Here is a 12,336-nt window from a genome sequence, read left to right as displayed (position 1 = left end):
TCTGTCACAGCCCCTCCCGCCGCATCCGCCGGCTCTTTTCCCGAGGACCTCTGATGGCCGATCTTTCCGCCTTTCCGATCAATTCACGCTGGCCGGCGCAGCACCCGGAGCGTCTCCAGCTCTATTCCTCGCCCACTCCCAACGGAGTGAAGATTTCCATCATGCTGGAAGAAACCGGCCTCCCCTATGAGGCGCACTATATCGACCTGGGCAAGGACCAGACCTGGACGCCGGAGTTCCTCTCGCTGAATCCGAACGGCAAGATCCCTGCGATCATCGACCCCGACGGACCGGGCGGCCAGCCGCTGGCGCTGTTCGAATCGGGCGCCATCCTGCTCTATCTGGCCGAAAAGACCGGCAAGCTGCTGCCGGCCGACGCGGTGCAGCGCTACGAGACCATCCAATGGGTATTCTTCCAGATGGCGGCGATCGGCCCGATGTTCGGCCAGGTCGGCTTCTTCCACAAATTCGCCGGGCGCGACATCGCCGACAAGCGCCCGCTGGAGCGCTACGTCAGCGAATCGCGCCGGCTGCTCGGCGTGCTCGACGCGCGGCTTTCCGGGCGCGACTGGATAATGGGCGCCGACTACACCATCGCCGACGTGGCCACGCTGGGCTGGGTGCGCAACCTGGTCGGCCTGTACGGCGCCGGCGACCTCGTCGGCTATTCCGACTTCAAGCAGGTCGCCGCCTGGCTGGAACGCGGCCTTGCCCGCCCGGCCGTGCAGCGTGGCCTCGCCATCCCGGCAAAGGCCTGACGGCCGCGGCATCAGCCGGTCTGTTCGTGCAGGATCAGGTCGGCAGCGCGCCGCCGCGCCAGGACGCGCTCGATATTGGGCATGTCGTTGGAGGCGATCCAGGCCAGCGCCTCCTCCTCGCTGCGCCCGTGCTCATGCCAGCGCTGGCGCAGGCGCCGTTCCAGCTCGCCGCGCGGGACGTCGAGGAAGATGGTGAAGTCGAACAAGGGCGCCAGCCGCGACCAGGGCTCCTCGTCGAGCAGCAGGTAGTTGCCCTCCACGAGCACGAAGCGCGCATCCGCGCCGATGACGGCCGCCGCCGCGCGCGACAGTTCGACCGAGCGGTCGAAGACGGGAATGGCGATGTCCGGCTCGCCGGCGCGGATGCGTTTCAGAAGCACCTCGAAGCCGGCGAAGTCGAAGGTTTCGGGCGCGCCTTTGCGCCCGCGCAGGCCCCGGCCCTCCAGCACCACGTCGTCATAGTGGAAGCCGTCCATCGGCACGACCTCGGCGGTGCCCTGCGGCAGAAGGCCATGCAGCGCCGAAGACAGGGTCGACTTGCCGGCACCGGGCGGTCCGGCAATGGCCACGACGAAGCGTCTGGCCTTTCCGGCGCGCCGGAAGATGGTGGCGGCGATAGTGGCGATCTCGGACATGCGTTCGCTCCGCTCGTTCTCCCCGTCGCCGCCACAATCCGAAAAATCGGGGGCCGGCGTCAAGCCTTGCCGATGCGCAGGAAAGTTCCGTCGAAGGGAACTTCCCGCACGGCGCCGTCCAGCGTCTCCAGCCGCAGCCGGTCGGGCAGCATGGCAACGGAAGCCGGCGGCGGGCCATCTGCCTGCGGCAGCGCGCCAATCACGTGACGAAAGGCGACGCGGCCGTCCGGCGCAAGCGCGAAGGCCGTGGCGACGCCCTCCCGCTTCAGCCAGTTGTCGCCCAACGAGGCGGCATGGCCGATCGCCGTGCGCCCGTCCTCGATGCCGAGCACGCCGCGGTGGCGGCCGTTCCAGGGGGCATAGTCGCGTCCGCCATTGCTGGTCCACAGCATGGTGACGGGCAGTTCGGCGGGGTTCTTCAGCACCAGCACGAGATCGCGCTCGGCGCGCCGCGCCACCGCCGTCCAGCCCGGCCCGGCGTGATCGGCCTCTATCAGTGTGACGAAATCCTCGCGGCTGGGCTCCATCGCATAGTCGCGCAGATCCGTCGTGCCGCCGCCGGCCGTGGGAAAGGCGGCCAGATCGGCGCTGCGGGCGGGATAGGCCAGGGCAAACCGGCCGCGCTTCGGGTCCGGCTCCAGCGATATTTCGGGCGTGGCGGCGAGGCGCTTCGGCGAGAAGGAAAGCCGCCCGCCCTCGCGCATGACCGTCATGGGATGGTGGGCGACCGAAATGGCGCCCGAGCCGCCGACGAAGGCATGCTCCTGGTAGAGGAACGGGTGGCCGTGGCGCAGGCGCAGCGTCTTTTCCACCGCCGCCCCCATCACCTTGCGGCGCAGGCGGAACACGGCGCGCCAGCCGTCGGCGACGGCGGCGCTTTCCACCACATCCCAAGGGCTGTTGGCGGGCCAGCCGTGCAGCGGCGCTGCCTCGACGTCGCTGGCCGAAAAGGGCGCGCACAGGAAATCGCCGGAGAGGCGCGCCACGCCTTCCGGCAGGCCCTGCGGCAGTTCACCCGGCGGTTCGTCCAGCCATGGCGCGCGGTGCAACGGCCTCAGGCCGCGCTCGCCGGCCTCGACCACGAGGTCCGCGAGATGGCCGACCGCCAGGTCCACCGAAACCGAAATGCCCTTCGCCGTGATGGTGATCCTGTCCATGGTCCGTCCCGATTCGCCCCCATGCACAACAGAGCGCGCGTCGGCGCGCCGGCGCAAGCCCGCAAAAGCTGGGCAAACGGCAATTCCCGGGCGCCGGCCAAATGGACGACGCCGAAATGCTGGGCTAGGGTCGGCGCGAAAAAACGCCCTGCCTTTCGTTCAAGAACGACCCGCCTTGCCGAATTTCCGATTGTCGTCCATTGCCGCAAGATGCTTCGCGACCCTCGCCCTCGTGGCGCTGGCGGCCGGCTGCACCACAACCACACCGCCGGAGGCCGTGCTCTCTGTGCCTGCGCCGCCGCAGAAATATGCGGCGATCGTGGTCGATGCGAAGACCGGCAAGCAATTGTTCGAGGCCAATTCGACCGCGCCGCGCTACCCCGCCTCGCTCACCAAGATGATGACGCTCTACCTGCTGTTCGAAGCGCTGGACTCGGGCCGCGTGACCAAGGAAACGCCGATTCCCGTTTCGGCGCATGCCGCATCGCAAGCACCCACCAAGCTGCACTTCAGGCCGGGGGAGACCATCGACGTGGAGACGGCGATCCGCGCGCTCGCCGTCAAGTCGGCCAACGACGTGGCGGTGGCGGTGGGCGAATATCTGGCCGGCAGCGAGGAGGCCTTCGCGGCCGCCATGACGGCAAAAGCCCGCCAGATCGGCATGCGCAACACGGTCTTCCGCAACGCCTCCGGCCTGCCCGACGACGGCCAGCACACCACCGCGCGCGACATGGCGGTGCTGGGCCTGGCGCTGCGCCAGCGCTTTCCGCAATATTACTACTACTTCTCTGCCACGGATTTTACCTTCCGCGGCAAGCTGGTGCGCGGCCACAACGACCTGCTCGGGCGCGTGAACGGCGTGGACGGCATCAAGACCGGCTATATCCGCGCCTCCGGCTTCAACATCGTCACGTCCTACGACGCAGGCGGAAAGCGGCTCGTCGTGGTGGTGATGGGAGCCGACAGCGCGCGCGAGCGCAACGCCCATGTGGAGGCGCTGCTGGAACGCGCGCTGGCGCAAGGCGCGGGCGCGCCGCGGCTGGTGTTCAACCAGCCTTGAGATTGCCCGCCCGCTCGATGGCCTCGACGATCAGGCGGCGGGCGTAGTCCGCATCGTGCCAGCCGTCGATCTTGACCCACTTGCCGGGCTCGAGGTCCTTGTAGTGCTGGAAGAAGTGGGACACCTGGTCGAGCGTGATCTGCGGCAGGTCGGTGTAGTTGAACACCTTCTCGTAGCGCTTGGTCAGATGCGGCGACGGCACGGCGATGATCTTCTCGTCCTGCCCGGCATTGTCCTCCATCACCAGCACGCCGATCGGCCGCACATTGATGATGCAGCCCGGCACCAGCGCGCGCGTGTTGCAGACCAGCACGTCGATGGGGTCGCCGTCGTCCGACAGCGTGTGCGGCACGAAGCCGTAATTGCCCGGATAACGCATGGGCGTATGCAGGAAACGGTCGACGAACAGCGTGCCCGCTTCCTTGTCCATCTCGTACTTGATCGGCTCGCCGCCGACCGGCACCTCGATGATGACGTTGACGTCCTGGGGCGGATTGGTGCCCACGGCTATCGCTTCGATGCGCATGCTTCAGTCCCTGTTTCGATTCGGCGAGACCGATACAGGCGGGCGCGGCAGGGCGCAATATGGCGAATGGCGCATAGGAGCGCAAAGGCCGGCCGTCACTCCCAGACGAAGGCGACCTTCTTCAGCGCCTTCTGCTCGAACACCTCCACGCCCTCGGCCACGTCGCGGCCGCCGGCGCCGGCATAGAAGGCGAGCGCATTGTCGTTGTCTTCCAGCGCCCACACCACCATGCCCTTCAGGCCATGGTCGACCAATGTGCGGCGGGCGGCGGCGAACAGTCGGGTGCCGAGGCCGATTCCCTGATATTCCGGCCGCAGGTAAAGCTCGTAGATCTCACCCTGCTGCTTCAGTTCGCGTGCGCGATTGCGCCCGATCGTGGCATAGCCGACGATCGTGCCGCCGATCTCCACCACCAGAACCGTGGCGGCGCGACGGATCGCGTTGGCCCACCAGCCCGGACCGCGGCGATTGATCATCGCCGTCAGCGTCCGGTACGGAATGATGCCGCTATAGGCGCCGCGCCAGGCTTCCATGTGCACGTCGGCAATGGCGCCCGCGTCGTCGGGCTCGGCCTTGCGGATGTCGATGGTCAACGTGTTCATAATTCATTAACCATAGACCCGAGCCGGGCTCTTGCAAAGAGCCTGGATGAGGCTTCCCACCGCCGCCTTTCGGCTGACGGAAAGCCCCGCCACGCAGAGCGGCTCAGATCTCGACCAGACGGTCTTCCAGCTCGTTGGGATTGCCGGGCGTCGGCGGAAAATGCTCCGCCAGCACCGCCCCTACCGTTTCGACGGCCTGGACGAAGCCGTCGGCGAGGCGGCCGTCGCCCGCATGAGCGGTCAGTTCGGCAACCACGCCGTCCCAGACATGCTGGCCGACGCGGGCGTCTATGCCCGAATCGGCGACCACCTCGGCATAGCGCTCGGCCAGCGACACGAAGACCAGCACGCCGGTGCGCGCCGCGGTGACATGCACGTTGCGGGAGAGGAACTGCTTGACCGCGTTGGCGTGCGCGGCGCGGTAGCGCAGGCCGCGCGGGACCAGATGGATGCGGAGCGCCGGCACCAGCCAAAGCACCAGGTAGACGCAGGCGAAGGCCAGCATCTGCGCCAGCACGAAATGGGGCAGCCGGAGCGACAGCCAGCGTGCTTCCAGCCCGTAGGCCACCGCCAGGCTGGCGAGCAGCATGGCGATCGTGGCGGTAAAGGCGGCCGCGAAGAAGTAGCCGCCGCTCGAACGCGCCAGAACGCAATAGATCTCGCCGTCGGTATTGTCCTCCGCCAGGCGGATCGCCTGCGAAATCCTGACGTGGTCCTGCGCGCTGATCGGTCCCGTGGCCATCGCCTTCCTCACCAGCTTCCCGAAGCGCCGCCGCCGCCGGACGAGCCTCCGCCGCCCGAAAAGCCCCCGCCTCCCGACGACCACCCGCCACCGCCCGAGGACCAGCCGCCGCCACCGGACGACCAGCCGCGCGAGGACCGGCGGCGATTGTCGAAGGTCATGCCGAGCCAGCGATAGCGCCCCGGCCCGATCCTGGTGCCGAAGATCGGCGGCAGGATCGCCATGGCGAAGCCGCCGAAGAAGATGAGCGCCCAGATGGTGATGAAGACGGCGAAGAACAGGTCGTCGCTGTTGTAGGACGACTGCTGATTGGCCCGGCCGCGCGCTTCCAGTTCCTCCGGGTTGCCCTCCAGAACCATGATGATGTCGTCGACGGCCTTTTCTATGCCGCCGGAAAAGTCGCCTTCGCGGAAGGCCGGCACGAGATCGTTTTCGATGATGAGCTTGCTGTGCAGGTCGGTCAGCGTGCCTTCCAGCCCGTAGCCGACCTCGATGCGCATCTTGCGGTCGTCGCGGGAGATCAACAGCAGGATGCCGTTGTTGTCGCCGGCCTGCCCGAGGCCCCAGGCCCGGAACAGGCGGTTGGCGTAGGGCTCGATCTCCTCGCCGCCGAGGTCGGGCACGGTGGCCACGACGATCTGGTCCGAGCCCTTCTTTTCGAAATCGGCCAGCTTCTGCGTCAGCGCGGCCCTGGCGGCGGCGTCGATCATGCCGGCGTCGTCGACCACGCGGCCGGTGAGCTTCGGCAATTCGGCCTGCGCCAGAGCACCCGCCAGCGGCAGCAGCAACGCAAGCAGGGCAAGGGCCAGGAGCCGGGCAATGCCGGCCCGCCCCCGCGCAGCGCGGGGTGGGAAAAGGCCCACGGCCTCGATCGAACCGCCGCTCACGACCGCAGGGCCCCTGACGTCAGCCGCCCTGGCTGGTGCCGAAGCTCACCTTCGGCACGTCCAGCTTGTCCTCCGGCGCGGAGAAATTCTGGAACGGCTGGCTGTTGCGGAACCACAGCGTCGCCCAGATCACCGACGGGAAGGTGCGCAGCGTGAGGTTGTAGTCCCGCACTGCCTGGATGTAGTCGCGCCGCGCCACGGCGATGCGGTTCTCGGTGCCTTCCAGTTGCGCCTGCAGGGCCAGGAAATTCTGGTTTGCCTTGAGGTCGGGATAATTCTCCACCACCGCCAGAAGCCGCGACAGCGCGCCGGTCAGGCCGGCCTGGCTGTCCTGGAACCGCTTGAAGGCTTCCGGATCGGAAAGGTTTTCCGGCGAGATCGTCACCTGCGTGGCCTTGGAGCGGGCATCGACCACGGCCTGCAGCGTGTCCTTCTCATGCGCGGCATAACCCTTCACCGTCTCGACCAGGTTGGGAATGAGGTCGGCACGGCGCTGATACTGGTTCTGTACCTCGCTCCAGGCCGCCTTGGCGTTTTCCTCGGCCGTGGGAATGGTGTTGTAGCCGCAGGCGCTGAGCAGCGGCAGAAGCACCGCCACCGCCAGCAGGGCCGGCAGGTTGCGCGGAAGCGGAAAAAGACGCTGTGCGAGCATATGCTTTTCCTTCAGGAGCCTCGGGAGGCAAGCATTACCACAATGAGCGGCCAAGAAAATGGGCACGCGTGGCATCATGCGCCGATGCGGCACCCCCTGTGCTGCGCGGAACGGACAGGCTAAGTTCGCCGCAAACGGGAACGACCATGGCATCAGGCAAGGATCAGCATGACGGACGCCCGAGCGATCCAGGCGAACGCGAGGCGCAGCGCATCCTGAAGCGCGTCTCCATGGAGGCAGCGCCGGGCGGCTCCTCGCTGGTGGGACGCGCCGCCAGGGGCGTGCGCGACCATGTCGCCGCCGCGGACGTCGATCCGGGCGACCGCATCGAGCATTGGGGCACGCGCATCGGCCGCGTGCTCGGCCTGCTGATCGTCGCCGCGCTGATGGTCTGGCTCCTGTTCCTTCTCCTCGATCGCGGATAGACCACGGATGATTCCACCGCAGACACAGGGCGCGCCCCGCGCCGTCGTCGTCGTCTCCAGCCATGTGGTGCGCGGCTCGGTCGGGAACCGCGCCGCCGTCTTCGCCCTCGAGAGCCTCGGCTTTCCCGTCTGGGCGGTGCCGACGGTGGTGCTGCCCTGGCATCCCGGGCACGGCCGCGGCACGCGCATCGTGGCGCCGCCGGAACAGTTTGCCGCGCTGATGGCGGATCTCGAACGCGCGCCCTGGCTCGGCGAGGTCGGCGCGGTGCTGTCGGGCTATCTCGGCGATGCCGGGCAGGCCGAAGCCGTGGCTTCACTGGTGGGCGCGGTGCGGGCGAAAAACCCGGGCGCCCTCTATGTCTGCGATCCGGTGATCGGCGATTCCGGCGGCCTCTACGTGCCGGAGGCAACGGCCGCCGCCATCCGCGACCGGCTGATGCCACTCGCCGACGTCGCCACGCCGAACCGCTACGAGCTTGCCTGGATGGCCGGCGGGAGCCTGCCGGACATGGAGGCGATCATGGCGGCGGCGCTGGCCGCCGACCCGCCCACCATGCTCGTCACCTCGGCGCCGCCCACGCTGAACGGCGGCATCGCCAACCTGCTCGTGCGGGACGGACAGGCGCTGCTGGCCGAGCACCGCACCGTTGCCCGGCCGCCGAACGGGCTGGGCGACCTGACCGCCGCGCTCTACCTGGCGCGCACCATGGACGGCATGCCGCCCGCCGATGCGCTGGGCTCGACCACGGCGGCGGTGTACGAGATCCTTGCCCGCACCGTGGCGCGCGGCGGCGACGAGTTGCAGCTCGAGACCGACGCGGACTGCCTGGCCCAGCCCACGGCCGCCGTGCAATTGCACCAACTGACGGGTTCCGATGGCTTTCCTTGAACTTCGTCATTGATCACGGCACCGTTTTCACATTAATTGCGACCGATGCCCCATCTTCCCGAACATCTTCTCGCCGGCCACCGCAACTTCATGCGCGGGCGCTATCCCTCCGAAAGCGGCCGGTACACCTCGCTGGCCCGCCAGGGCCAGGCGCCGGAGACCATGATCATCGCCTGCTGCGATTCGCGCTCGGCGCCGGAGACCATCTTCGATGCCGGCCCGGGGGAGCTGTTCGTGCTGCGCAATGTCGGCAACCTGGTGCCGCCCTACGAGCCGGACGGCGAGTTCCATTCCACCTCGGCCGCGCTGGAATTCGCCGTGCAGAGCCTGAAGGTCAAGCATATCGTGGTCATGGGCCACGGGCGCTGCGGCGGCATCCGCGCCGCTCTCGACACCAGCCACACGCCGCTTTCGCCCGGCGACTTCATCGGCAAGTGGATGAGCCTGATCGCGCCGGCGGCCGAGACGGTCGCCGCAACCACGCTGATGACCAACAGCGAGCGCCAGACCGCTCTGGAGCGCATATCCATCCGCTATTCGATCGCCAATCTCAGGACCTTTCCCTGCATCAAGATCCTCGAGGACAAGGGCAAGCTGACGCTGCACGGCGCCTGGTTCGACATCTCCACGGGCGAGCTATGGGCGATGAACAGGGAAACCGGCGACTTCGAGCGGCCGCCCCTGGAATAGGCCTTCCGCAAGCCTCAGACGGCAGCCAAAATAGCGGTTGGCATCGGCGCCGAACCTGCTAGGCCCACATCATGGCGACGCTGTTCACGCTCCAGGACGTCCGGACCTGCCAGCAGGAGGTCAGGAAGAGCCGCTTTCTCGCGGTGGCCGGCCCCGTGTCGGGGGAAACCGCGGCGAAGGCGTTCATCGCGCAGCATTCCGACCCGCGGGCAAACCACAATTGCTGGGCCTGGCGCGTCGGCCAGCAGTACCGGTTCAACGACGACGGCGAGCCCGGGGGCACCGCCGGCAAGCCCATTTTGCAGGCGATCGACGGCCAGTCGCTCGACGGCGTGGCGGTGGTGGTCACGCGCTGGTTCGGCGGCATATTGCTGGGCAGCGGCGGACTGATCCGCGCCTATGGCGGCACCGCCGCCTCATGCCTGCGCGCGGCGCCCAAGGTGCCGCTGATCGCCACTGTCGAGGCGACGATCACGGCCGGCTTCGCGGATCTGGCGCTGGTGCAGGCGCGGTTGGCGGCGCTGCCGGCGGTGCAGGTGCTTTCCCAGGACTATATGGCCACCGGCGGCAGGCTCGTCGTGACGATCCACGACGCCGAGGTCGACGCCGTGTGCCGAATGATGACTGACCTCACCAGCGGCCGCGCGGTGATCTCGCTGCCGGGCTAGACCATGATGCCGAAAAGCGTGAAGCGGTTTTCGGACGACATCATGGTCAATCTAATCGATTTTGCCGCACCGGAACGGCGGGCGCGCCGTGCGCCCTAAACGCCCAGATAGCGCTGCAACAGCTCCGGTTGCGCCTTTATCTCGACCGCCGGAGCCTCATGCGCGATGTGGCCGTTGGCGATGATGTAGACGCGCTTGGCCAGCGCAAGCGTCGCCGCCAGATTCTGCTCCACCAGCACGATCGTCTGCCCTTCCTGCGCCAGGTCACGGCAGGCGCGCACCAGATCGTGCACGATGACCGGCGCCAGCCCCTCGAACGGCTCGTCGAGCAGGATGATCTTCGGGTCGCGCACCAGCGCCCGCGCGATCGCCAGCATCTGCTGCTCGCCGCCCGACAGGTCGGTGCCGCGGCTGGTGCGCCGCTGCTTCAGCCGCGGGAACATGTCGTAGATGCGCTCCAGCGGCCATTTGTTGTCGGCGGTCAGTCCGGCGAGGATGATGTTTTCCTCCACATTCAGGCTGCCGAAGATGCGGCGGTCCTCATGCACGAGCTGCATGCCGGCGCGGGCGATGGCGTGGGCCTTGCGGCCCGCAAGCTCCGCACCGTCGAGCTTGACGCTGCCGGCGCGCGGGGTGACGACGCCCATCAGGCTCTTGAGCGTCGTCGACTTGCCGGCGCCGTTACGGCCCAGAAGCGCCACCACCTCGTGCTTCTCGACGCGCAGCGAGACGTCGAACAGGATGTGGCTGTCGCCGTAGTAACTGTTGAGGCCGTTGACTTCGAGCAGGCTCATGCCATCTCCCCGTGCACGCCGCCGAGATAGGCTTCCTGCACCTTCGCGTTGGTCCTGATCTCGTCGGGCGTGCCCTCGACCAGAACGCGGCCCTCCTGCAGCACGGTGATCTTCTCGACCAGCTCGAACAGGGAATCCATGTCGTGGTCGATGACGATCATGGTGCGGCCGCGCGCGATGGACTTCAGAAGCGCCACCGTCTCGACGCGCTCGCTCGGGCTCATGCCGGCAAGCGGCTCGTCGAGCAGCAACAGCGTCGGCGAGGTGGCCAGGGCGAGCCCGATCTCCAGCCGGCGCTTTTCGCCATAGGCAAGCTCCGACACCGGCGTGTCGGGCCGCCCGGCCAGGTTGACCAGCGCCAGCGTATGCTCCACCTGCTCGGCCAGGCCCGGAATGCCGCGGATGTTGCGGAACAGGTCGAGCCTGAACTTGCCGCGCAGTTCGCCGAGCGCGGCGATCGTCAGGTTCTGGCGGACGGTCAGCCGCTCGAAGAGCTGGTTGATCTGGTAGCTCTTGGTCAGCCCGAGCTGGCAGACATCCGACACGTTCATGCCGGTGATGTCGCGGCCCTCGAACACGATCCTGCCCGAGGTCGGCGCCACCTCGCAGGTCAGCATCTTGAAGAAGGTGCTCTTGCCGGCGCCGTTTGGCCCGATGATGCCGCGCATCTCGCCATGATCGACGGTGAAGTCGACATCGCTGTTGGCCACCACGCCGCCATAGCGCTTGGTGAGGCCAGTGGCCTGCAGGATGGGGCCGGACACGCGCTCGGCGTGCCGCTTGCGCGCCGGCATGGCGTCGGCGGCGACCGCCCGGGCGGCGGCTGCCAATGCAGGCGCGGCGGAGGAGATGGGTTCGGCTACGATCCCTGTCCTGTCTTTCGTCGCTAGGCGATAGAGATCGATGACGGCTCCCGCCAGGCCGCGCCGCAGGAAGCACACGAGCAGCACGAACACGATCCCCAGCACCAGCTTCCAGGTGGCGCCGAGATTGAGCGTCGTCTGGAAGAAATCGCTCAGGTAGAGCCATGCCGCAGCGCCGAGCAACGGCCCGAACAGGGTGCCGGCGCCGCCGATCGCGGTCTGCATGACGATCTCGCCCGATGTCGCGAACATGAAGGCGTCCGGCGGCATGAACCCCTGCATGAGGCCGAGCAGGCCGCCGGCGAAGCCGGAATAGACGGCGGCGACGACGAACACGGCAAGCTTGTAGCCGTGGATGTCGTGGCCGAGCGCCTCCGCCCGCAGCGGGTTGTCGCGAATGGCGCGCAACAGCAGCCCCACGGGCGAGCGCACGATGCGCAGCGCCACGACCAGCCCGACGAAATACCAGAAGGCGAAGAAGACATACATCGACCAGTTGGAGGAGAACTCGATGGTCGTGAAGCCGAGGCTGAGGTTCGGCGTCGGCACGCCGGGCAGGCCGTTCTCGCCGCCGGTGTAGTCCGACAACGGGTTGAACTCCACGAAGAAGAACACTTCGGCGATCGCCACTGTGATCATGGCGAAATAGATGCCGGTGCGCCTCAACGCGATCAGGCCGACCAGATAGCCGACGAAACCGGCCGCGATCGCGCCGAGGAAGACGGCCGCGATGGTGTTCTGGAACGCGGTTTGCGTCAGCAGATAGGCCGCGAACATGCCGCCGGTGCCGAAGAAGGCGGACTGGCCGAAGGAAAGCAGGCCGGTGTAGCCGAACAGGAGGTCGAAGCCGATCCCCAGCAGGCCCCATATGAGGATGCGGTTGATCGTCGTCGGGGTGAAGCCGAGATAGGGCAGCACGAAGGGCGCCGCGATCAGCCCGAGGGCCGTCAGAATCTCGACGAGGAATGGGCGTTGTCTAATCATGGGA

Annotated in this window: 15 protein-coding genes; 6 read left to right on the top strand and 9 right to left on the bottom strand. The window is 67.6% G+C overall.

The window, feature by feature from the left end; all coding sequences use genetic code 11:
- Positions 1 to 53 precede the first annotated feature (53 nt).
- Positions 54 to 758, top strand: coding sequence for a glutathione S-transferase N-terminal domain-containing protein (locus ACTDI4_RS03075; RefSeq protein WP_442839753.1), 705 nt, complete (start codon positions 54 to 56; stop codon positions 756 to 758).
- 11 nt (positions 759 to 769) lie between these two features.
- Here ACTDI4_RS03075 and ACTDI4_RS03070 read toward each other — a convergent pair whose 3' ends face one another.
- Complete coding sequence (locus tag ACTDI4_RS03070) at positions 770 to 1,393, bottom strand: nucleoside triphosphate hydrolase (protein WP_442839752.1); 624 nt, start codon at positions 1,391 to 1,393, stop codon at positions 770 to 772.
- Positions 1,394 to 1,452: 59 nt separating this feature from the next.
- On the bottom strand, positions 1,453 to 2,550 hold the full coding sequence (locus ACTDI4_RS03065; RefSeq protein ID WP_442839751.1) for a hypothetical protein: 1,098 nt from the start codon (positions 2,548 to 2,550) through the stop codon (positions 1,453 to 1,455).
- 190 nt (positions 2,551 to 2,740) lie between these two features.
- On the opposite strand from ACTDI4_RS03065, the gene ACTDI4_RS03060 reads away from it, so the two are divergent.
- Positions 2,741 to 3,610: a D-alanyl-D-alanine carboxypeptidase family protein gene (locus ACTDI4_RS03060; RefSeq protein WP_442839750.1), complete on the top strand. Its 870-nt coding sequence runs from the start codon at positions 2,741 to 2,743 to the stop codon at positions 3,608 to 3,610.
- On the opposite strand, the gene ppa is transcribed toward ACTDI4_RS03060, so the two are convergent.
- The 5 genes from ppa to ACTDI4_RS03035 form a co-directional block, all read right to left on the bottom strand.
- On the bottom strand, positions 3,597 to 4,136 hold the full coding sequence (gene ppa / locus ACTDI4_RS03055; RefSeq protein WP_442839749.1) for an inorganic diphosphatase: 540 nt from the start codon (positions 4,134 to 4,136) through the stop codon (positions 3,597 to 3,599). The two genes, ACTDI4_RS03060 and ppa, sit on opposite strands and share 14 nt — an antisense overlap.
- A gap of 95 nt (positions 4,137 to 4,231) precedes the next feature.
- Positions 4,232 to 4,738 (bottom strand): GNAT family N-acetyltransferase, encoded by a 507-nt coding sequence (locus ACTDI4_RS03050; RefSeq protein WP_442839748.1) that lies wholly within the window; start codon positions 4,736 to 4,738, stop codon positions 4,232 to 4,234.
- A gap of 103 nt (positions 4,739 to 4,841) precedes the next feature.
- Positions 4,842 to 5,480 (bottom strand): TPM domain-containing protein, encoded by a 639-nt coding sequence (locus ACTDI4_RS03045; RefSeq protein WP_442839747.1) that lies wholly within the window; start codon positions 5,478 to 5,480, stop codon positions 4,842 to 4,844.
- An 8-nt stretch (positions 5,481 to 5,488) separates the two neighbouring features.
- Positions 5,489 to 6,301: a TPM domain-containing protein gene (locus ACTDI4_RS03040; RefSeq protein ID WP_442843248.1), complete on the bottom strand. Its 813-nt coding sequence runs from the start codon at positions 6,299 to 6,301 to the stop codon at positions 5,489 to 5,491.
- Positions 6,302 to 6,386: 85 nt separating this feature from the next.
- On the bottom strand, positions 6,387 to 7,019 hold the full coding sequence (locus ACTDI4_RS03035) for a LemA family protein (RefSeq protein WP_442839746.1): 633 nt from the start codon (positions 7,017 to 7,019) through the stop codon (positions 6,387 to 6,389).
- Positions 7,020 to 7,165: 146 nt separating this feature from the next.
- Between ACTDI4_RS03035 and ACTDI4_RS03030 the strand changes: the two genes are divergently transcribed.
- From ACTDI4_RS03030 to ACTDI4_RS03015, 4 genes are all read left to right on the top strand, one after another.
- Positions 7,166 to 7,444: a hypothetical protein gene (locus ACTDI4_RS03030; protein WP_442839745.1), complete on the top strand. Its 279-nt coding sequence runs from the start codon at positions 7,166 to 7,168 to the stop codon at positions 7,442 to 7,444.
- A 7-nt stretch (positions 7,445 to 7,451) separates the two neighbouring features.
- Complete coding sequence (gene pdxY / locus ACTDI4_RS03025; RefSeq protein WP_442839744.1) at positions 7,452 to 8,333, top strand: pyridoxal kinase PdxY; 882 nt, start codon at positions 7,452 to 7,454, stop codon at positions 8,331 to 8,333.
- Between the two features lie 45 nt (positions 8,334 to 8,378).
- On the top strand, positions 8,379 to 9,023 hold the full coding sequence (locus ACTDI4_RS03020; protein ID WP_442839743.1) for a carbonic anhydrase: 645 nt from the start codon (positions 8,379 to 8,381) through the stop codon (positions 9,021 to 9,023).
- An 80-nt stretch (positions 9,024 to 9,103) separates the two neighbouring features.
- Positions 9,104 to 9,691, top strand: a complete 588-nt coding sequence (locus ACTDI4_RS03015) for an IMPACT family protein (RefSeq protein ID WP_442843247.1) — start codon at positions 9,104 to 9,106, stop codon at positions 9,689 to 9,691.
- A gap of 95 nt (positions 9,692 to 9,786) precedes the next feature.
- Here the strand turns inward: ACTDI4_RS03015 and ACTDI4_RS03010 are convergent, their stop codons facing one another.
- Positions 9,787 to 10,485, bottom strand: coding sequence for an ABC transporter ATP-binding protein (locus tag ACTDI4_RS03010; RefSeq protein WP_442839742.1), 699 nt, complete (start codon positions 10,483 to 10,485; stop codon positions 9,787 to 9,789).
- On the bottom strand, positions 10,482 to 12,332 hold the full coding sequence (locus tag ACTDI4_RS03005) for a branched-chain amino acid ABC transporter ATP-binding protein/permease (protein ID WP_442839741.1): 1,851 nt from the start codon (positions 12,330 to 12,332) through the stop codon (positions 10,482 to 10,484). Before ACTDI4_RS03005 ends, ACTDI4_RS03010 begins: the two co-directional genes overlap by 4 nt.
- Positions 12,333 to 12,336 lie beyond the last annotated feature (4 nt).

It is taken from the genome of Mesorhizobium sp. PUT5, assembly GCF_052216645.1.
In the GTDB taxonomy this organism is placed as follows: domain Bacteria; phylum Pseudomonadota; class Alphaproteobacteria; order Rhizobiales; family Rhizobiaceae; genus Mesorhizobium.
The sequence above is the reverse complement of the archived record's forward strand: the minus strand, read 5'-3'. Positions and strand labels throughout refer to the sequence as shown.

Coding starts and splice junctions, on each gene's coding strand:
- ACTDI4_RS03075 (WP_442839753.1), top strand. CDS start 54: ATGGCCGATCTTTCCGCCTTTCCGATCAATTCACGCTGGCCGGCGCAG.
- ACTDI4_RS03070 (WP_442839752.1), bottom strand. CDS start 1,393: ATGTCCGAGATCGCCACTATCGCCGCCACCATCTTCCGGCGCGCCGGA.
- ACTDI4_RS03065 (WP_442839751.1), bottom strand. CDS start 2,550: ATGGACAGGATCACCATCACGGCGAAGGGCATTTCGGTTTCGGTGGAC.
- ppa (WP_442839749.1), bottom strand. CDS start 4,136: ATGCGCATCGAAGCGATAGCCGTGGGCACCAATCCGCCCCAGGACGTC.
- ACTDI4_RS03050 (WP_442839748.1), bottom strand. CDS start 4,738: ATGAACACGTTGACCATCGACATCCGCAAGGCCGAGCCCGACGACGCG.
- ACTDI4_RS03045 (WP_442839747.1), bottom strand. CDS start 5,480: ATGGCCACGGGACCGATCAGCGCGCAGGACCACGTCAGGATTTCGCAG.
- ACTDI4_RS03035 (WP_442839746.1), bottom strand. CDS start 7,019: ATGCTCGCACAGCGTCTTTTTCCGCTTCCGCGCAACCTGCCGGCCCTG.
- ACTDI4_RS03030 (WP_442839745.1), top strand. CDS start 7,166: ATGGCATCAGGCAAGGATCAGCATGACGGACGCCCGAGCGATCCAGGC.
- pdxY (WP_442839744.1), top strand. CDS start 7,452: ATGATTCCACCGCAGACACAGGGCGCGCCCCGCGCCGTCGTCGTCGTC.
- ACTDI4_RS03020 (WP_442839743.1), top strand. CDS start 8,379: ATGCCCCATCTTCCCGAACATCTTCTCGCCGGCCACCGCAACTTCATG.
- ACTDI4_RS03010 (WP_442839742.1), bottom strand. CDS start 10,485: ATGAGCCTGCTCGAAGTCAACGGCCTCAACAGTTACTACGGCGACAGC.
- ACTDI4_RS03005 (WP_442839741.1), bottom strand. CDS start 12,332: ATGATTAGACAACGCCCATTCCTCGTCGAGATTCTGACGGCCCTCGGG.